This window comes from Occultella aeris, from assembly GCF_902703175.1.
GTDB classification, from domain to species: domain Bacteria; phylum Actinomycetota; class Actinomycetes; order Actinomycetales; family Beutenbergiaceae; genus Occultella; species Occultella aeris.
Genome location: NZ_CACRYJ010000025.1, coordinates 26,365 through 45,551, shown reverse-complemented (window position 1 = coordinate 45,551; position 19,187 = coordinate 26,365). Strand labels below are relative to the sequence as shown.

The window sequence follows — 19,187 nt, the reverse complement described above, 5'->3', positions numbered from 1 at the left end:
CGATCGGAGTCAGCCGACCCGCAGCGGCGTCGCGCCCTCCGGGACCACCTCACCGGGCCGTGGGGGCGGCGGCGGGGTGCCGTCGCCGAACGGCCGGCCACCGAGTTCTTCGCGGTGGTGCGGGGTGAGCCAGTTCGCCAGGTCCGGGCCCTTGGGGACGATCCGGCTCGGGTTCACGTCCGAGTGCACCACGTAGTAGTGCTCCTTGATCTGGGCGAAGTCGATGGTGTCACCGAATCCGGGGGTCTGGAACAGGTCCCGGGCGTAGGCCCACAGCACCGGCATCTCGCTGAGCTTGGACCGGTTCGTCTTGAAGTGACCGTGGTAGACGGGGTCGAACCGGGCGAGCGTGGTGAACAGCCGCACGTCCGCCTCGGTGATCGTGTCCCCGACCAGGTAGCGCTGGCCGGCGAGCCGCTCGCTGAGCCAGTCCAGCCGCGCGAACAGGCGGTCGAAGGCGAACTCGTAGGAGCGCTGCGACCCGGCGAATCCGCACCGGTAGACGCCGTTGTTCACGTCCTTGTAGACGAGTTGGGCGACCTCGTCGATCTCTCCGCGCAGCCGCTCCGGGTAGAGCTCGGGCGCACCGTCACGGTGGAATGCGGTCCACTCGGTGGACAGGTCAAGGGTCATCTGCGCGAAGTCGTTCGTGACCACCGCGCCGGTGGGGACGTCCACGATCGCCGGGACCGTGATCCCCCGCGGGTAGTCCGGGGTGCGTTTGAAGTACGCCTCCTGCAGTCGCTCGATGCCGAGCACCGGGTCCACCCCGCCGGGGTCCAGGTCGAACGTCCACGACCGGGCGTCGTGGGTGGGTCCGCACATCCCCATCGACAGGGCGTCCTCGAGGCCGAGCAGGCGGCGCACGATGATCGCCCGGTTCGCCCACGGGCAGGCCCGGGCCACCACGAGCCGGTACCGCCCGGCCTCGACCGGGTAGCCGTCGCGGCCGTCCGCCGTGATCCGGGTCTCGATGTAGGTGGTGTCGCGCGTGTACTCCTGGCCGGGCAGCACGTAGTAGCCCTGCTGGTCCTCACTCATGACGGTCACTCTAGGCGCGCCGCCACTGCGGGACCACGGCTGCCGAGCGCGGCCGTGCTCACCTGGCCGGCACCTGGGCGAGCCGCGTGAACGCCGCGGCCTCCTGCTCGACGTAGCGGCGGGCCCTGGATGTCAGCAGCACCCGCACGAGCCCGGCCAGCGGCCCATGCCAGGCGAGGCCCAGCACGAGCTTGGTGTCGCCCGAGCCGTCCTGACGCACCTCGTGCGTGCCGACCGTGCGCACGCCGGGCGACATTGCCACCCAGTCGAAGGCCCGGCCCGGGGACCATCGGGTGATCTCGTAGGTGGCCGGCGGGAGCCCGGGCTGGCGCACCCGCAACCGGGCGCCGAGCCCGAGCTCGGCGCCGGGGTCGATGCGTTGGACCGCATCGATCGTGGGCAGCATCTCGGCCCACCGGTCCACGTCGCCGACGAGGCTCCAGACCCGCTCGGGCGGCGCGGCGATGCGCGCCTCGACGGTGATGTTCGCGTCAAGCATGGTCAGGCCCTCCTGTGGGCTCGGGCGTCGCGAGGTCGGCGACGGTGAGGTCGATGAAGAGTTCCATTGCGGCGTCGGCCCCTTCGAAGTCGCCGGTGACGAGGGCGTCGTGGAGCAGGCCGCGGGTGGTGCCCAGCCCGAGGCGCGCCCGCGCCTGCGCGAGCGCGGGGTCGCACCCGGCCCGAACGAGCATGGCCGTGATCGGTTCCAGCCAGGGCTCGACGAGGCTGGTGCGCAGCCCCGCGGCGTGATCCCTGCCCTGCATCGCGTGCGCGGAGAGCTCGAAGAAGAAGGGGCCGTAGCTCCGGGCTGCGTGGGACACCTCGGACCAGAACTGCCTGATCCAGTCGCTCGGCTCGGCGTTCTGCGACATGAGCGCGGCGAGGATGTTCCGCTGCTCGGCCTCGACGGCGCCCACCACCTCGGCGAGCAGACCCTCGCGGGAGCCGAAGTGGTAGATCAGCATGCGGTGGCTGGTGCCGATCGCGGCGGCGACGGCACGCAGGCTCTGGTCGCCGATGCCGCTGCGTGCGAAGTGTTCGATCGCCGCGCGGAGCAGCCGGTCCCTCCCCGTCGTCGCCATGTACCAAATGGTACAAACGGTGAGGACGGCTCGCAAGGGTCCGTGGCTATCGACGCACTGGTCGGTGCTCCGGTCCGTCCTAGTAGCGTGGGTCCTATCCCCCCACACGTTTCGCCAAGGAGTTCCGCGTGAGCCTGCAGCTCGTCCCGGCCCCCACCCACCTCGAGACCCGCCCCGGTGACGGGTTCGTCTTCACCGAGAACACGGCGCTGGTCGCGCCGCCGGGGGTGGCCCGATATGCCGCGCGGCTGCTCGGCCTCGGCCTGGACGCCGACGGCGATGGCTCCGACACCGTCGAACTCACCCTGGGTGCGCAGCCTGGTGAGGCGTACACGCTCACCGTCGATGCCGACCGGATCCACATCGATGGCAGCACCGCCGGGTTGGTCCGCGGGCTGGCCACGCTGGCCCAGCTGCGCGCGCTCGCCGCCGACGGCGCCGTCCCGGCGCTGCGGATCGAGGACGCGCCCCGGTTCGCCCGCCGCGGGCTCATGATCGATGTGGTCCGGCACTTCTTCGGGGTGCCGACGCTGCGCCGGGTCATCGACCTGATGGCCGCCTACAAGCTGAACGTGCTGCACCTGCACCTCACCGACGATCAGGGCTGGCGCTTCGAGTCCGCGAGCCGCCCCGAGCTGACCGAGCGTTCCAGCGCCACCGCCGTCGGCGGCGCGGCCGGTGGGTACCTGAGTGCCGCGGACCTGGCCGGCCTCACGGAGTACGCGGCCCAACGCGGCATCGAGGTGGTCGGTGAGATCGACCTGCCCGGCCACACGAACGCGGCGCTGCACGCCGTCCCCGAACTCAACGCCGGCGGCGCAGCCACCGAGGTCTACACGGGCACCGAGGTCGGCTTCTCACAGCTCACCCTCGCCCTGCCGGCCACCACCGGCTTCCTGACCGACGTGATCGGCGACCTCGCGTCGCTCACCCCGGGCCCGCATCTGCACATCGGTGGCGACGAGGTGCACACCATGGAGCGCGAGGAGTACGTCGAGTTCATCGAGGCCGCGGCGGCGCTGACCGCGGCCGCCGGCAAGACCCCGATCGTCTGGGGCGAGGGCGCCGCGGCGGACCTGCCCGAGGGCACCCTGGTACAGCTGTGGGACACGAACTCCGACCCGGCGCCGATCGCGGCCGCGGCCCAGCGTGGCGTCGGCGTGATCCTGAGCCCGGCCAAGCACGTGTACCTGGACATGAAGTACCACGACGAGTATCCGCTCGGCCTGGACTGGGCCGGCACCGTCGGCGTCCGGGACAGCTACGACTGGGACCCGGAGCAGTACCTGCCCGGCGTGGACCCGGCCGCGATCGTTGGCGTCGAGGCCGCTCTGTGGACCGAGACGATCGTCACCGAGGCGAACCTGTTCACCATGCTGCTGCCGCGGCTGGCCGCCGTCGCCGAGGTGGCCTGGTCCGCCCAGTCCGACCGGGACTGGGAGGCGTTCGCGCCACGCCTGGCCGCCCAGGAACCGTTCTGGGGCGCCGCCGGGTATGCCCACGACCCGGACGCGCTCGCGCCGGTCGGCTGATCCGCCGTCCCCGGTGGGCGTGACCCACCGGGGAGCGGGACCGACCCGCGCGAGCGAGCGGACGCCGTCGGGCCTCAGCCGGCCCGGCCCACGCCGGAGGCGAGGTCGTCGAAGAACGCTGTGACGTCGTCGACGATCACCTGCGGCGCCTCGTGCGCCGTGTAGTGCCCCGGCACCTCGAACACGTGCCAGCGCACGATCGCGGCATGGTCGCGCTCGGCGAACCGGCGGATCGAGAGGAAGTCCTTCGCGCCGGCTGCCAGCGCGGTCGGCGTGGTGGTGGGTCCGGCCGGCCTGGGATCGGCCGCCATCTCCCGGTACATCCGGATCGAGGATCCGCTGGTGCCGGTGAGCCAGTAGACCGCCGCGTTCGCGACCACGAACTCGGCATCCAGCCCCACCAGCAGCTGCCCGTTCCAGCCGAGCAGGCCGACCGGGGAGTCGGCGAGGGCGTGCGCCAGCGTCTGCGGTGCCTGGGTCTGGAGCACGTTGAAGGCGCCCATGTTCTCCCAGAACCAGCTCAGCCGCTCCATGCCGGCCTGCTCCTCGGGCGTCAGGTCCGCCAGCTCGGCCGGGTCGCCGGAGGGGAACGAGAACAACTGGGTGACGTGCACGCCGATCACGGACTCGGGGGCGAGCCGGCCAACCTCGGGCGAGATCATCGATCCCGCGTCGTTGCCGACCGCTCCGTAGCGGTCGTAGCCGAGCCGGTCCATGAGCTCGACCCAGGCCGCCGCGATGCGCTGTACGCCCCAGCCGCGCTCGGTGGTGGGTCCGGAGAAGCCGAACCCGGGCAGCGACGGGATGACCAGGTCGAACCCGGCCGCGACGAGCGGGTCGATCACGTCCAGGTACTCCAGGACCGAGCCCGGCCAGCCGTGCGTGAGGATCAGGGCGGTGGCGTCCGGACGAGGTGAGCGCACGTGCAGGAAATGGATGCGCTGCCCGTCGATCACGGTGGTGAACTGCGGGTAGGCGTTCAGCCGGGCCTCGAGCGCCCGCCAGTCGAACGAGGTGCGCCAGTACTCGGCCCACTCGCGCACCTGGGCCAGGCTGGTGCCGTACTCGGAGCCGGACCCCTCGATCTCGTCCGCCCAGCGGGTCCGGGCCAGCCGGTCGGAGAGGTCGTCGAGGTCTGCTTGGGGGATGTCGATCGTGGTGGGGGTGATCTCGGACATGGGCCAGGCCTTCCACTCGGGGTTGCGGCCGAGGAACCGGAGTAGTTCGTCGGCAGGGTCCGCGGTGGCGCCGGGCACGACCGGGGCGTAGACGCCCCAGGCGCGCAGCGGCTCCACGAGCGTGTGTGCGGTGGGCAGTAGCGCCGCCGCCAGATCCGCCGTGAGCGGGCTGGGCGCGCCGACCGCCATCGCGATGTCCCAGGCGTGCACCGCGGCGTCCAGCGCCGCCGCGCCGACCGCGAGCTCCGCGCTCATCGGCCCCTGGGGGAGCGGGTTCGGGACCGCCTCGGTGCCCGGGGCCACCTCGGCGAAGGCCGTTGCGGCGGCCTCGGTGGCCGCGGTCACCTCGGCGACCGGGTCCGCTGCGCGAGCGGCCGACGGCGAGAACGGGTCCTCGGTCGGGCCGCCGGTTCCGGTGAGGGCCGCCGCGTAGGCACGCTGGTCGCCGGTCGCGTGGGTGAGGACCTGGGTCACGGTCCAGTCCCGGCACGGGGTGGGGGCATCCCACAGGTCGGCCGGGGCTTCGCTCACCGCGGTGGCGGCGGTCCGCAAGGCGGCGTGGGCCTGTGCGAGAACGGTCCAGGTGGTGGTGGCCGATGCGGTCATCTGACTCTCCTCAGACTTGGAACGGAACGATTTGTTCCGCATGACTTGAGTGTAACGGAACGCTCCGTTCCGCACAAGGGGTAGGGTGTCGTCATGGATCAGACCCCCGCCCCCGCCCTCAGCGGCCGGCGTGCCCAGGCCGCCCGCAACGACGGGCTCATCCTGCTCGCCGCACGCAGCGTGTTCCTGCGGGACGCGGCCGCACCCATGTCCGCGGTCGCGAGGGAGGCGGGCGTCGGCATCAGCGCTCTCTACCACCGGTACGAGGGCAAGGAGGACCTGCTCCGCCGGCTCTGCGCGGATGGCCTCGAACGGTTCTCCGAGATCGCGCAGACGTGCCTGGACGCGGGCACCGACCCGTGGACCACGTTCACCGAGTTCGTCACCGGCATCATCGATGCCGACGTGCATGCGCTGACCGTGAACCTGGCCGGCACGTTCACGCCGTCCGAGGAACTGGGGCGACTCGCGCAGGACGCCTCCGCGCTCGGGGTGCGGATCTTCGAGGCGGCCCGCGACGCCGGGGTGCTGCGCCCCGGGCTCGTGGCCGAGGACCTGACCCTGCTCTTCGACCAGGTCACTGCAGTCCTCGGGGCGGACCCCGAGCGCACCCGGGCCCTGCGCCGCAGGTACCTGACCATCTGGTTCGACGGCATCGCCGGGGACGGTGCCCCGGTGGGTGCGACGGGCCGCGGCGCCGCCGACCTGCCGGGGCCGGGGCCGACGCCCGAGGAGGTCGGGCGCCGCTGGGTGCCGCGGGTCTGAACCGCGGCCCGCGGTGCGGCCCCGGACCGCCCCGCGCTAGGCTGAACGACCGTGACCAGCTACCCCGCGAACGTCCCCGCACACTCCCTCTCCGACGGATCGACCATCCCGCAGCTCGGGTTCGGCGTCTGGCAGGTTCCCGACGACGAGGCGCACACCGCCGTCGCCGAGGCTCTGCGCGTCGGCTACCGCCTCATCGACACGGCCGCCGCCTACGGGAACGAGGCCGGCGTGGGCCGCGCGATCACCGAGTCCGGGCTCGCCCGCGACGAGGTGTACGTGACCACCAAGCTGAACAACCCGGATCAGGGGTACGACTCCACCCTGCGCGCCTACGACGACAGCCTCGCCAAGCTCGGCCTGGAGACCGTCGACCTGTACCTGATCCACTGGGCCGCGCCGGCGTGGGACCTGTACTCGGACACCTGGAAGGCGTTCGTGACCCTGCTGAACGAGGGCCGGGTCCGCTCGATCGGCGTCTCGAACTTCCAGATCCCCCACCTCGAGCGGATCATCGGCGAGACCGGTGTGACCCCGGTACTGAACCAGGTCGAGTCCCACCCGTACCTGCAGCAGAACGAGCTCAAGGCGTTCCACGCCGAGCACAACATCGCGACCGAGGCGTGGTCCCCGCTCGGCTCCGGCCGCGGTCTGCTCGAGGACCCGGAGTTCGCCGAGATCGCCGCCGCGCACCAGGTCACCCCGGCGCAGGTTGTCCTCGCCTGGCACCTGGCCGTCGGCAACGTGGTGATCCCGAAGTCCGTGACGCCGTCCCGGATCGCGGAGAACCTCGCCGCCGCCGACGTGCGCCTCACCGACGGCGACATCGCCCGGATCGCGGGCCTGGACCGCAACCACCGCTACGGCGGCAACCCGGACAACGTGACCTGGGGCAAGCCCGCGCACCTCGCCTGAGCAGCCCCGCCGTCGCCGCGTCGCAGGCAGGCGCACCGACCGCCGTCGGTCCGGTTTCATGCCGGCCCGACGGCGGTCGCCGCGTTTCGCGGAGGACCGGCGCGCACCGCGCCCGGACCGATCAACCGCCTCGCCCGAACTGACGGCAGCGCGGCGCGATAGGTCCCAGCGCACTGCCTTCTACGCTGTTGCCATGACGTCGATGAGCCGCCGCGCTCGGGCCACCAACCGCCGTCGGCGTCGGCTGAGACGGGTCGAGAACGACCTCACCGATCAGGAATGGTGCACCCTGCGCAGCGCGTGGGGCGGCTGCGCCTACTGTGGCCGCGCCGACCGCCCACTCCAGCGTGACTGCGTGCTGGCGATCTCTCGCGGGGGCCGGTACACCGTCGACAACGTGGTGCCCGCATGCGGTCCCTGCAACGCCAGCAAGTGCAACGGCGAGGTGACCTCATGGCTCCGACGCAAGGGCCTGGACGAAGGGGAGTTCCTCCTCCGGTACGCGCAGATCCGCCGGGCACTCTTGCCGTAGCCGGCCGGCGGGGCCGATGCTCGCCGTACGCCGTCGACGGGTCGGCCCGCACGCGCGTCGATGACCTCGGCGGCGTGGGCAGCCACCGAGAACCCGATCCACGCCATGCCTGCCGATGCCTCAGTGACCGCGCCCGGCGCTCAGCTCCGCGTAGGCCTCGGCCACCCGGTCCGCGGCGTCCGCTCCCGCGGCATGATCCAGCCGCTCGCGCAGGGACCGCCCCGGTACCCAGGTGGTGTGCGCGCGGACGTCCTCGGCGGCGTCGGGGCTCACCTCACCGAGTACTCGGAGCAGGGTCGCGTACGCCTGCTCGTCGTCGATCACGGCGGCCAGGCTGGTGTCCAGGCCCACCGGGCCGGGTGGCTCGGCGGCGACCGGCACCGACACGGACCATTCGTGGCCGCCGGAGGAGACCGTCAGCTCCTCGCCGGTGCCCGGAAGGATGACCCGGGCCCTGGTGTTCGGCGGCACCGTGGCCGTCACGGTCACCGTGTCGCCGTCGCGACGCCAGCCGACGGCGGCCGTTCCGTACGGTGTGCGGTGCTCGGCCCGGGCGTGGGTGAAGCCGGGCAGCGGCCGGGGCTGGATGAGCAGGGTGCGGTAGCCAGGCTCGGCCGGCGCGAGGCCGGCGACGGTCCGGTGCAGCCAGTCGGCGATGGCGCCGAGAGCGTAGTGGTTGAACGACGTCATCTGGCCGGGGTTGATGGACCCGTCCGGGAGGGTGCTGTCCCAGCGCTCCCAGATCGTCGTGGCGCCCATCGTGACCGGGTACAGCCAGGACGGGCACTCGGTCTGGGTGAGCAGCCGGGTGGCCACGTCCAGGTGACCGGTCCGGGTCAGGGCGTCGGCGATGATCGGCGTGCCGACGAACCCGGTGCCGATCCGGTAGCCGCTCTCGCGGACCAGCTTGGCCAGTCGCCGCCCCAGCGCGCCGTGCTGGGTCGCCGGGGCGATGTCGAACACGATGGCCAGCGCGTACGCGGTCTGCGCGTCGGACATCATCCGCCCGGCCGGCGTCACGTACTCGGCCAGGAACGCGGTCCGGACCTGCTCGGCCCGGTCGCGGTAGCGCCGCGCGTCCGCGTCGTGCCCGAGGACGGCGGCGGCGTGCGCGACAAGGTCGGCGGAGCGGTACATGTAGGCGCTGGCCACGATGTCCGGGTGGGCCTTCGCGTCGGCCGGGCTCTCGGGCGGCGCTGTCGGGTCCAGCCAGTCCCCGAACTGGAACCGGCCCTCCCACAGGTGCCGCTCGCCGGCGAGGTCGAGGAGGTGGTCGGTCCACGCCGTCATCGACTCGTACTGCGCCTCGAGGGTGCCACGGTCCGCGAACCGCTCCAGCAGCACCGAGGGCACCACCGTGGCGGCATCACCCCAGGCCGCGGCCGGCCGGACCGGCCCGAGCACGTTCGGCACGATGAACGGCACCACGCCGTCGGCGGCGCGCTGCTCGAGGGCGAGGTCGGCGAGCCAGGAGGACAGGAACGTCCGGGAGTCGAACAGGAAGCTCGCCGTCGGCGCGAACACCTGGATGTCCCCGGTCCAGCCGAGCCGCTCGTCCCGCTGCGGGCAGTCGGTGGGCAGGTAGAGGAAGTTGCCGCGCTGGCCCCAGACGACGTTCTCGTGCAGGCGGTTCACCAGGTCGTGCGAGCTCGTGAACCAGCCGGTGCGCTCCATGTCGCTGTGGATCACCACGGCCACCACGGACGCCGGATCGAGGTCACCGGGCCAGCCGGCCACCTCGGCGTACCGGAACCCGTGGAAACTGAACTCCGGCTCCCAGGTCTGTTCGCCGGTCCCGGCGAGCGTGTAGGTGTCCGCGGCGGCGGCGGCGCGCAGCGGCCGCACCCCGAGTTCGCCGTGCTCGAGCACCTCCGCGTGCCGCAGCGTGATGATGCGTCCCTCCTGGCCGCTGACCGTGATCCGCAGCCGCCCGACCAGGTTCTGCCCGAAGTCCAGGATCGTGCGCCCGGACGGGGTGCTGATCACCTCTGCGACGGCCACCTCCTCGATCCGCCGCACCGGCGGGGACGTGCGCGGCTCGGGGACGATCGTCGGTTCGGCGACGCGCGCGGGCGACCATCCGCCGTCGTCGAAGCCTGCGGCGGACCAGCCGGGCTGGGCGAGCCGGGCGTCGTAGGACTCGCCCGCGTAGATCCCGCTCGCCGTGATCGGCCCGTGGCCGGCCCGCCAGGTCCCGTCGGTGACCAGTTCGGTGGTGGTGCCGTCGGTGTGCTCGACGATCAGCTGGAGCGCGACCGACGGCTGCTCGGCGTAGACACGGTGGGCGCGGTCGCGGAAGCCGTACAGCTCGGTGGCCCAGGCGCCGGCGAAGCGGATCCCGACGGCATTGGCGCCCTCGGCGAGCAGGGCGGTCACGTCGGTGGTCTCGTGGATGAGCCGGTACTGGTACGGCGTCCAACCGGGCTTGAGCACCTGGTCGTCGACGTCGTTGCCGTTGATGGCGACCTGGTAGGCGCCGGTCGCGGTAGCGAACAGGGTGGCCCGGCGCACCGGGGCGGGCAGCTCGAACTCGGTCCGGACCAGACCGGGCTCGGCGGGCCTGGTGGGCGTGGTGAGCCCGATCGGCTCGGCGTGCCACCGGCCCGGCGCCAGGAACCCGGCGCGCACGGTGAGGGGTTCGCTCCAGTCGGAGGTGGCGTGGTCGGCGCCGGTGACGCGCACCCGGAGCTCGCCGTCCTGGCCGGGCGTGAGCGGTTCGAACGGCCACGGCACCAGGACCGAGTCGCTCGAGTCGATCGTGGCGGTGCGCCTCGCGCCGGCCGAGGCGAACTCGAGCTCCGCGGACCGCTGGGTCCAGTCGCTCGCGTCGGTCTCGGTCCGCCAGGTCAGCCGGGGCGTCGGCGTGGCGACGAAGGACGTGCCACGTGGAGCCTCGGCGTCGAGCGCCACCGGGCGTGCTGCGGTCATGGGGGTCACTGCTCCTTTGCGGTGCTTCCCGCTCGTTGACGGGAAGGATGTGGCAGCAATCGTGAATCGTTCCAAGAGGGTTGTCAATGCTGCGCGGACGGTCACCTCCGGTCGGGCGCGGCCAGCCCCGGACTCCCGTTGTCGAATCGTTGCTCGCTTTCATTGACGGCAGCGCGAAACGGCCGTACAGTAGCCGTAACTTTGAACCGATTCAATCGGTCGGTGCTGTGTCGTCATCGTCGACGGCGTCTTTACGAGGAGGTAAAGGATGAGCATGCGTCAAGGTGCCCGCAAGGGCTCGGTCGTCCTCGGGACGGCCGCACTGGTGGCAGCCATGGCCGCCTGCAGTTCCGGCGGGGGAGGGGACGGCGACCAGATCGAGATCACGTTCCTGACCCAGTCGGATACGGACAACGTCGCCGCGGCAGAGGCGCTGATCGAGGCGTTCGAAGCCGAGAACACGGACGTGTCGGTCACTCTGGAGACGCAGCCGGGCGGCACCGAGGGCGACAACCTGATGAAGACCAAGTTGGCCACGGGTGAGATGCCTGACGTGTTCCACTACAACTCCGGCTCGCTGCTGCAGGCGCTGAACCCGGATCAGAACCTCGTGGACCTCTCGGACCAGGAGTGGGCCGACACCCTCATCGAGGACATGGCCAACGTGGTCTCGACGGACAACGGGCTGTACGGCGTCCCGTGGGGCTCCACCCAGGCCGGGGCCGTGATGTACAACAAGCCGATCTACGAGGAACTGGGCCTCGAGGTGCCCACCGACTGGGCCGGCTTCATGGCCAACAACGAGGCCATCCTCGCCGCGGGAACGGCTGTCCCGATCATCCAGACCTACGGCGACACCTGGACGAGTCAGCTCTTCGTCCTCGGCGACTTCGCGAACGTCACCGCGCAGGATCCGGATTGGGCTGCGGAGTACACCGCCCACAACCGGTTCTACGCCGATGATCCGGCTCTGCAGGGCTTCGAGAACCAGCAGGCAGCCTACGAGGCCGGATTCTTCAACGAGGACTTCGCGTCCGCGTTGTTCGATGACGGGCTCCGGATGCTCGCCACGGGTGAGGGCGCGCACTACCCGATGCTGACCGGGGCCGGCGCGAACATCAGCCTGAACTACCCGGACAACGTCGAGGACGTCGGCGTCTTCGCGTTGCCTGCGCAGGATGCCGCGGACACCCGGCTCACGGTGTGGCTGCCGAACGCCATGTACATCCCGAACACCACCGAGGGTGATCAGCTCGAGGCGGCGCAGCGGTTCCTGGCGTTCACGCAGTCCGAGGAGGGCTGCCGGGTCCAGACGGAGATCCTCACCCCGAGCGGCCCGTTCACGACCGACGCGTGCGAGCTGCCCGAGGACGCAGCGCCCACGCTGACGGACGTGCAGGCCTACTTCGAGGCGGGCACGACGTTCCCGGCCCTGGAGTTCCTGTCCCCGATCAAGGGACCGAACCTGGAGCAGATCACGGTGGAGGTCGGCTCGGGTATCCGCCCGGCTGCGGACGGTGCCGCACTCTATGACGAGGACGTCGAGAAGCAGGCCCAGCAACTCGGCCTCGAAGGGTGGTGACGGCGCCGGCGTCCTGACATCCGAACCGTCGCGTGCCGCCGCCTCACGCCAGGCAAGTGAGGCGGCGGCCGGAGATCAATGGAGATCGCATGACGACCCTCGTCGCGAATCGGTCCAGCACCGAAGACACGCTGAAGCCACGCAGACGCCGCCCGATCAAGAGTTCCTACCCCACCTGGTTCTACATCCCGGCGGGAGTGTTCTATTTCGTGCTTTTCGCCGTGCCGACGTTCGCTTCGTTCTACTTCAGCCTCACGCGGTGGACCTTGTTCGACACGGAGTTCATCGGGCTCGACAACTTCGTGCAGTTCTTCAGCGAACCGATGCTGCTGCGCGGCTTCACGAACACGTTCGTGTTCGGGTTCCTGACCTCGGGTGCGAAGGTGGTGCTCGGCCTGCTGCTCGGCGTCTTCCTGACCTCGCAGCTCGCGGCCCGCGGATACCTGCGCTCGGTCGTATTCTTCCCGGTGCTGGTGTCGGCGATCGGCGTCGGCATCACGTTCAAGGTGCTCATGGACCCCTTCGGAGGACTGATCAACTCCGGGCTCGCCCTACTGGGCATCACCGGACCGGCGTGGCTCACCGACCCGTCCCTGGCCCTGTTCTCGGTGGCCCTGGTGGACATCTGGAAGGGCCTGGGCATCGCGACTCTGATCTACATCGCCGGGATCGCCGCGATCCCGCAGGAGTACTACGAGGCGGCGCGGGTGGACGGTGCGAACGCCTGGCACCGGTTCTGGCGGATCACCGTGCCGCTGGTCCGCCCGGCGACCACCACCGTCGTGCTGCTCTCCCTGATCGGCGGGCTGCGGGCATTCGACCTGATCTGGGCGATGACGCGCGGCGGTCCGGGCTTCACCAGCGACGTGATCGGGTCCGTGATCTACAAGCAGTACCAGGCCGGGTTCTACGGACTGTCGACGGCAGGCAACGTGGTGCTGTTCCTCGTCGTGACGGCGATCGTGGTGCCGATCTCGCTCTGGTTCAGCAGGCGGGAGGTGGAGCGATGAAGACGAAGGCGCTCCGTCGGAACCTGACCGGGGGTGTCGCGGTCCTGATCTCGGTCGTGGTGTTCCTGGTGCCGTTCGCGTTCATCTTCCTGACGGCCGCGAAGTCCGCGCAGGAGGCGTCCGCGCTCGACGTCTCCCTGCCCACCGAGTGGTTCCTCTGGCAGAACCTCGTCGAGGTCATGCAGACCCGTGACTACATGCTGGTCCGGGCGTTCGTGAACAGCACCGTCCTGACCGTCGTCTCCGTGACGTTGATGGTCGTCATGGCGGCGATGGTGGGCTACGTGCTGCAACGGCGCGCCTCGCGGTGGAACCCGCTGGTGAACTTCCTCGTCCTGGCCGGCCTGATCGTGCCGCCCGCGGTGGTGCCGACCATCTGGGTGCTGCAGACCATCGGGCTGTTCAAGACGATGCCCGGGATGATCTTCATCGAGGCCACGTTCGGCCTCTCGTTCTGCATCCTGCTGTTCCGCGCGTTCGTCTCGACGATCCCGAAGGAGCTGGACGAGGCCGCGATCATCGACGGCGCCGGGCCGGTGCGGCTCTTCTTCCAGGTGGTGCTGCCGCTACTGCGGCCGGTGATGGTCACGGTCGTCGTGGTCCAGGCGGTGAACGTGTTCAACGACTTCACCGGGCCGTTGTACTTCCTGCCCGGCAGCGACAACGCCACGGTCCAGCTCACGCTCTACAACTTCCAGAGCCAGACCCTGAATCAATGGAACCTGCTGTTCATGAGCATCTTCCTGATCACGATCCCGCCGCTGGTGATGTACATCTTCTTCAACCGGCAGATCGTGGCCGGGATGACGTCCGGCGCGGTCAAGGGCTGAGCGGCCGGTGGAGCACCACGAGGCGGCACTTGCGCGGTACGTGAGCGACGCCGGCGCGCAGGAGGCGACCCTCGCCGTCGTCCTCGTCGGCTCCGTCGCCCGCGGTACCGAGCGGCCCGACAGCGACCTCGACGTCTATCTCGTGGTCGACGACGCCGCCTGGGACGCGGCAGCGCGGGAGAACCGGCTCGCCTGGAGCGAGCGGCACGACGAGGACTACCCGGGCGGCTACGTGGACGTGAAGCTCGCCAGCCCGCGCTACCTGGATGCGGCGGCGGACCGCGCGGACGATCCCACCCGCGCCTCGTTCGCCGGTGCCCGGGTGGTGTTCAGCGCTCTGCCCGGCCTCGAGGACTCGATCACGGCACTGGCCGTCCTGCCCGAACAGGAGTGGGACCGGCGGGTGGACGCCCACCTCGCTCAGGCCCGGCTGCACGGTCGCTACTTCCTCGGGCAGGCCCACGCGTCCGGTGACGAGTTCCTGCGCCGGCACGCCGCCCTGCACCTGGCGCTGGCCGCGGCCCGGTGCGTGCTCGCCGCGAACCGCACCCTGCTCCGTGGACCCAAGTACGTGACCGACACCCTCAGGACCCTGCCGGACCTGCCCGCCGGGTTCATGACGCTCTGGCAGCAGGTCATCGCGCGGGCGGACCCCGCCGACGCGGCGGCTCTGATCGGGCTGCTCGAGGGGTGGCTGCCACGGGTCCTGCCCCGGGAGGAGACGCTCTCGACCTTCATCCGGGACAACGAGCTCCCGTGGCTGACCGGGGCGCTGCCGGCCGAGTACTACTGACCGGCGCCGCTCAGACCCAGGTGGGCAGCAGCATGTGCAGCCGCCAGAACGTGTACGGCACCCACTGGTTGCTCCAGATCGGCCAGTAGAACGCGGACACCACCAGCGCGAGGACCACGATCACCGCCGCCGTCCAGATCCCGGGCCTTCGCTCCCGCAGCGGCACGTCCGCAGGGCCGATCAGCTCGGCGATCACATAGGTCAGCGCGAGCACCACGAACGGCACGAGCGCGACCGTGTAGAACGTGAAGATGGTGCGCTCGGAGTACGCGAACCACGGCACGTACATCGCGAGGTAGCCAGCGAGGATCGCCCAGGCCCGCCAGTCACGGCGCCGCAGCGCCGCCCAGATCACCAGGACCAGGGCCAGGGTGGCGCCCCACCAGATGATCGGGTTGCCCACGGCCAGGATGGCTCCGGCGCACCGCTCGGCGCCGCACAGGTCCATCGCGCCGGCGTCCGCCTTGACGTCGCGCCACGCGAACGACGTCGGTCGCCACTGGATCAGCCAGCCCCACGGCTGGGACATGTAGGTGTGCTCGGACGTGAGGTTGTTGTGGAACTCCCACATCTTCAGGTGGTACTCCCACCAGGAGTTCAGCCAGTCCGGCATCCACGCCCGCTCGGGCACGTCGGCGAGCGCGTTCACCTCGGTGGCCCACTGGCGGTTGTAGGAGTTCGGGTTCAGCCACCACGGCAGCCACGTGAGCACATAGGTGAGCGCCGCCGTCGGCACCAGCGCGAGGAAGGCGGGCGCGCCGTCGCGCAGGGCGCCGGCACCCACCCACAGGCGCACCCCGACCGACCGGCGGGCGCTGATCGTCCACGCGACCGCGTACAGTCCGAACACGGCGACCGCATAGATGCCCGACCACTTCACCCCGCTCGCCAGGCCGAGGCACACGCCGGCCACGAGCAGCCACCAGCGCACGCCTAGCTTCGGGCCCCATGGATCGCGCAGTGAGCCATGTGTGGAGATCTCGACCGCCGCCGCCTTGGCGAGTTGGCGTCGATATCGCTCCCGGTCCAGCAGCAGCGCCCCGAACCCGGCGAGTACCCAGAAGGACAGGAAGATGTCGAGGATCGAGATGCGGGACATCACGATGTGGATGCCGTCGATCGCCAGGAACAGGGCCGCGGTGCAGCCGAGCAGGGTCGACGAGAACAGCCGCCGCCCGATCCGGGCGAGCATGAACACGCTGATGATGCCGACGACCGCCGCGCTGATCCGCCAGCCCCACGGGCTGTCCACGCCGAGCAGCCGGATCCCGGCGGCGATCATCCACTTGCCGACCGACGGGTGCACCACGTAGTCGGCGGTGGTCTGTAGGTCGGAGTAGTCGCCGGCCGCGAAGTTCTCGTCGGGCTCCTCGTTCCAGTCGCCCTCGTAGCCGAGCACGAGCAGTGAGTAGGCCTGCTTGACGTAGTAGGTCTCGTCGAACACGAGCCGGGCCGGCCGGTCCAGGTACGCCAGCCGCAGCACCGCGGCGAACGCCGTGACCAGGGCCGGGCCGAGCCACGCCCACAGCCGTGAGCCGGGGATCGAGGTCACGTGCAGCCGGCCGAGCAGGCTCCGTTCGATCTGCTCCTGGGTACGGCCCGCGTACTGCAGCTTCGGCGCGCGCAGCGCTTGGCGCATGCGGGTGGACCACCCGACGGCGGGGGCCGCGTGGTGTGGGTGAGGTTCCGCTGCGTCATCGTGGCCCGGGCCGGTGGCCCCGTCCGCGTCGGTCCGCTCGTTCGTGGCGGGGTCGCTCACCTCGGTGTGCCGGGTCGCGCCGGCGTCCTGCTCGACGTCGGGCGCCCCCTCTGCTGACCGGCTCACCCGCACGAGTGTAAGTGGGGCAGACTGGCATGCGTGGCAATCGATCGCGAGTCCGAGGGTCCGGAACCCGACGGTGGAACCGGGGTGATCGTGCTCGCCGCTACCCCGATCGGGGACACCGGCGACGCCCCGCCTCGTCTGGTGGAACTGCTCGGCCGGGCGGACCTGATCGCCGCGGAGGACACCCGGCGGCTGCGGGCGCTCGCGGGCCGGCTCGGGGTCACGCTCACGTCCAAGGTGATCAGCTACCACGAGCACAACGAGTCCGAGCGTGCGCAGGTGCTCGTCGCCGCCGCACAGGAGGGCGCCACCGTCCTGGTGGTCTCCGATGCCGGCATGCCGGGCGTCTCCGACCCGGGCTTCCGCGTGGTCCGGGCGGCCGCGGACGCCGACGTCCGGGTCACGGCGGTGCCCGGCCCGAGCGCCGTCCTGACCGCGATCGCCCTGTCCGGGCTGGCAAGCGACCGGTTCACGTTCGAGGGGTTCGTGGCCCGCAAGCCGGGGGAGCGGGCCAGGGCTTTGGCTGCGCTCGCCGCGGAGCCGCGCACGATGGTGTTCTTCGAGTCGCCGCACCGGATCGCGGACACGCTCGCCGCGATGGCAGTCGCGTTCGGCGGCGACCGGGCCGCCGCCGTCTGCCGGGAACTGACGAAGACCTACGAGCAGGTGCGCCGCGGCCCGCTGACCGAGCTGGCCGAGTGGGCCACCGAGGGCGTGCGTGGCGAGATCACGGTCGTGGTCGCCGGTGCCACGCCGTCGGTCTCCGAGCCCGCCGATCACGTGGCCGAGGTGCTGAAGCGGATCGAGGCGGGAGAACGCCTCAAGGAGGCGGCCACCGCCGTCGCCGCCGAGCACGGGGTGAGCCGGCGGGAACTGTACGAGGCTGCCCTGCGGGCCCGGTAGGCGCGACGTAGCCTTGGGCCAGTCGGGTGCGCGGGCACCCCGGAGAAAGGGGGCCCCCGTGGCCGTGGACCGCAAGTCGATCGTCGAGACGATCAAGTGGATCGGCCCGTTCCTGCCGAAGGCGATCGACCTGATCAAGCAGAACCCGGAGATCTGGCAGGGCATCCAGGATCAGGCCAACCGGCTGACCCGGCGCAAGGGCACGGCCGTCCAGGACGTGCTGGCCACCATCGAGGTACTACGCGACCAGGTCGCCTACCTTGCCGAGTCCGCCGACGACGCCGACGAGTCCCGCCGCGCGGAGGCGTGGTCGAAGCGCCTGTCCCACTGCGAGCACGCGGCCCAGCTGCTCACGGCGCCCGGCACCACGAAGGACGAGCGCAAGGCGCTGGCGGCACGGGTGGCCACGCTGCGGACCGAGATCTTCACCGCGTTCATCGCCGAGCAGGGTGAGGACGCCCGGGGGATCGGACGGGTGCCCGAGCTCGACGCCGAGCCGAACCTGCCGGACGAGGCATAGACGGCTGGGACGACCATCCGACACGGAGGGTCCGGCCCGGCGTCGGTGCTCGCCGTTAACGTTCAGTGGATGAGCCGACTCGAGCTTCACGACGTCACCGAGAAGAACCTGCGCGAACTCACCGAGTTCCCGCTCCGCCCCGGTCAGGACCAGTTCGTCGCCCCGGTGGTGCACTCGATCGCCGAGGCGTACGTGACGCCGACGGCCTGGCCGCGGGCCATCCTCGACGGTGACGAGGTCGGCGGGTTCGTCATGGCGAACTTCGACCCGGAGAACGAGCTCGAGGCCTTTCGGTGCGGGATCTGGCGACTGAACGTCGCGGCGGGCGCGCAGCGGCGAGGTGTCGGCCGCTTCGCCGTCGAGGAGGTCGCCCGCGAGGCTCGGCGGCGGGGCCGGGACCGGATGACCGTCCTGTGGGTGGAGGGCGAGGGCGGGCCCGAGGAGTTCTACCTCCGGTGCGGCTTCGTGCCGACCGGGGAACGGGTCTTCGGACAGGTCCTCGGGGTGCGCACCACCGGAAGCCTCTAGCCGAGTTCCTCCGAGCGCAACAGCACGACCCCGGCCGCTGCCAGTTCGGCGCGAGCGGCCTCTCCCTGTTGCGGGCTCACCGGCACGGTCAGATCTGTGAAGATGCGGGTCCGCAGGTGTCCATCGAGCGCGTCGAGAGCGGTCTCCTTGACGCAGTGGGACTCCGCGATGCCGACCACGTCCACGTCCGCGATGGCCGCGGCGGTGAGGATCTCGGCGAGCGAGCGACCTTCGGCGTCCGTGCCCTCGAAGCCGGAGTACGCAGCCTCGTAGGCGCCCTTCTTCACCGCCACGTCCGCGTTGAGGTCCGCCAGTGCCGGGTGCAGCTCCGCCTCCGGGGTGCCGGCGACGCCGTGCGGGGGCCAGGAGTCGATGAAGTCCGGGGTGTCCGAGAAGTGCCCACCCGGGTCGATGTGCCAGTCCTGCGTGGTGACCACGAGGTCGTAGTCGGCGCGGTGACCACGAACGAACTCGGCGACGCGCTCGGCAACCGCATTGCCGCCGTCGACGGCGAGGGCGCCGCCCTCGCAGAAGGTGGGTTGGACGTCCACGACCAGGAGTGCTCTGCCGGTGCTCATGACTCCCACTGTGCCACTGCCGCGCAGCGCCTCGACAGC

The 19,187-nt window shown here is 71.0% G+C and carries 18 protein-coding genes; 11 read left to right on the top strand and 7 right to left on the bottom strand.

The window, feature by feature from the left end; genetic code table 11:
- Positions 1 to 9: 9 nt before the first annotated feature.
- Genes HALOF300_RS08975 through HALOF300_RS08965 form a run of 3 tightly spaced genes read right to left on the bottom strand, consistent with a single transcriptional unit; the run spans position 10 to position 2,123 of the window.
- Entirely contained in the window at positions 10 to 1,041 is a 1,032-nt protein-coding gene (locus HALOF300_RS08975; RefSeq protein WP_156740620.1) for a glutathione S-transferase family protein, read from the bottom strand.
- A gap of 58 nt (positions 1,042 to 1,099) precedes the next feature.
- A complete protein-coding gene (locus HALOF300_RS08970; protein WP_156740619.1) occupies positions 1,100 to 1,540 on the bottom strand; it encodes an SRPBCC family protein in 441 nt (146 codons plus the stop codon).
- Positions 1,533 to 2,123, bottom strand: coding sequence for a TetR/AcrR family transcriptional regulator (locus tag HALOF300_RS08965; protein WP_156740618.1), 591 nt, complete (start codon positions 2,121 to 2,123; stop codon positions 1,533 to 1,535). Before HALOF300_RS08965 ends, HALOF300_RS08970 begins: the two co-directional genes overlap by 8 nt.
- Before the next feature lie 128 nt (positions 2,124 to 2,251).
- On the opposite strand from HALOF300_RS08965, the gene HALOF300_RS08960 reads away from it, so the two are divergent.
- Positions 2,252 to 3,655, top strand: a complete 1,404-nt coding sequence (locus HALOF300_RS08960; RefSeq protein ID WP_156740617.1) for a family 20 glycosylhydrolase — start codon at positions 2,252 to 2,254, stop codon at positions 3,653 to 3,655.
- Positions 3,656 to 3,729: 74 nt separating this feature from the next.
- On the opposite strand, the gene HALOF300_RS27305 is transcribed toward HALOF300_RS08960, so the two are convergent.
- The gene (locus HALOF300_RS27305) at positions 3,730 to 5,439 is read right to left on the bottom strand and encodes a TIGR03086 family metal-binding protein (RefSeq protein ID WP_231955161.1); all 1,710 of its coding nucleotides are present in this window, start codon (positions 5,437 to 5,439) and stop codon (positions 3,730 to 3,732) included.
- Positions 5,440 to 5,532: 93 nt separating this feature from the next.
- On the opposite strand from HALOF300_RS27305, the gene HALOF300_RS08950 reads away from it, so the two are divergent.
- The 3 genes from HALOF300_RS08950 to HALOF300_RS08940 all read left to right on the top strand — a co-directional run bounded on the left by HALOF300_RS08950 (position 5,533) and on the right by HALOF300_RS08940 (position 7,651).
- Positions 5,533 to 6,204, top strand: a complete 672-nt coding sequence (locus tag HALOF300_RS08950) for a TetR/AcrR family transcriptional regulator (protein WP_156740615.1) — start codon at positions 5,533 to 5,535, stop codon at positions 6,202 to 6,204.
- Between the two features lie 51 nt (positions 6,205 to 6,255).
- Positions 6,256 to 7,119: an aldo/keto reductase gene (locus tag HALOF300_RS08945; protein WP_156740614.1), complete on the top strand. Its 864-nt coding sequence runs from the start codon at positions 6,256 to 6,258 to the stop codon at positions 7,117 to 7,119.
- A 193-nt stretch (positions 7,120 to 7,312) separates the two neighbouring features.
- Positions 7,313 to 7,651, top strand: a complete 339-nt coding sequence (locus tag HALOF300_RS08940; protein WP_156740613.1) for an HNH endonuclease — start codon at positions 7,313 to 7,315, stop codon at positions 7,649 to 7,651.
- Between the two features lie 120 nt (positions 7,652 to 7,771).
- Here HALOF300_RS08940 and HALOF300_RS08935 read toward each other — a convergent pair whose 3' ends face one another.
- Positions 7,772 to 10,579: a family 78 glycoside hydrolase catalytic domain gene (locus HALOF300_RS08935; RefSeq protein ID WP_156740612.1), complete on the bottom strand. Its 2,808-nt coding sequence runs from the start codon at positions 10,577 to 10,579 to the stop codon at positions 7,772 to 7,774.
- Positions 10,580 to 10,847: 268 nt separating this feature from the next.
- Between HALOF300_RS08935 and HALOF300_RS08930 the strand changes: the two genes are divergently transcribed.
- The 4 genes from HALOF300_RS08930 (at position 10,848) to HALOF300_RS08915 (ending at position 14,794) form a co-directional block, all read left to right on the top strand.
- Positions 10,848 to 12,161, top strand: a complete 1,314-nt coding sequence (locus HALOF300_RS08930) for an ABC transporter substrate-binding protein (protein ID WP_156740611.1) — start codon at positions 10,848 to 10,850, stop codon at positions 12,159 to 12,161.
- 89 nt (positions 12,162 to 12,250) lie between these two features.
- The gene (locus HALOF300_RS08925; RefSeq protein ID WP_156740610.1) at positions 12,251 to 13,171 is read left to right on the top strand and encodes a carbohydrate ABC transporter permease; all 921 of its coding nucleotides are present in this window, start codon (positions 12,251 to 12,253) and stop codon (positions 13,169 to 13,171) included.
- Entirely contained in the window at positions 13,168 to 14,001 is an 834-nt protein-coding gene (locus tag HALOF300_RS08920) for a carbohydrate ABC transporter permease (protein ID WP_156740609.1), read from the top strand. Before HALOF300_RS08925 ends, HALOF300_RS08920 begins: the two co-directional genes overlap by 4 nt.
- 7 nt (positions 14,002 to 14,008) lie before the next feature.
- Positions 14,009 to 14,794, top strand: a complete 786-nt coding sequence (locus HALOF300_RS08915) for a nucleotidyltransferase domain-containing protein (protein ID WP_156740608.1) — start codon at positions 14,009 to 14,011, stop codon at positions 14,792 to 14,794.
- Positions 14,795 to 14,804: 10 nt separating this feature from the next.
- Here HALOF300_RS08915 and HALOF300_RS08910 read toward each other — a convergent pair whose 3' ends face one another.
- Positions 14,805 to 16,619, bottom strand: coding sequence for a dolichyl-phosphate-mannose--protein mannosyltransferase (locus tag HALOF300_RS08910; protein ID WP_156740607.1), 1,815 nt, complete (start codon positions 16,617 to 16,619; stop codon positions 14,805 to 14,807).
- 33 nt (positions 16,620 to 16,652) lie between these two features.
- On the opposite strand from HALOF300_RS08910, the gene rsmI reads away from it, so the two are divergent.
- The 3 genes from rsmI (at position 16,653) to HALOF300_RS08895 (ending at position 18,570) form a co-directional block, all read left to right on the top strand.
- Positions 16,653 to 17,522, top strand: coding sequence for a 16S rRNA (cytidine(1402)-2'-O)-methyltransferase (gene rsmI / locus HALOF300_RS08905; protein WP_156740606.1), 870 nt, complete (start codon positions 16,653 to 16,655; stop codon positions 17,520 to 17,522).
- A gap of 58 nt (positions 17,523 to 17,580) precedes the next feature.
- Positions 17,581 to 18,042 carry a hypothetical protein gene (locus HALOF300_RS08900; protein WP_156740605.1) on the top strand — a complete coding sequence of 154 codons (462 nt, stop codon included), beginning with the start codon at positions 17,581 to 17,583 and terminating at the stop codon, positions 18,040 to 18,042.
- Positions 18,043 to 18,111: 69 nt separating this feature from the next.
- Complete coding sequence (locus HALOF300_RS08895; RefSeq protein WP_156740604.1) at positions 18,112 to 18,570, top strand: GNAT family N-acetyltransferase; 459 nt, start codon at positions 18,112 to 18,114, stop codon at positions 18,568 to 18,570.
- Here HALOF300_RS08895 and HALOF300_RS08890 read toward each other — a convergent pair.
- Entirely contained in the window at positions 18,567 to 19,148 is a 582-nt protein-coding gene (locus HALOF300_RS08890; RefSeq protein ID WP_156740603.1) for an isochorismatase family protein, read from the bottom strand. The genes HALOF300_RS08895 and HALOF300_RS08890 overlap by 4 nt on opposite strands.
- Positions 19,149 to 19,187 lie beyond the last annotated feature (39 nt).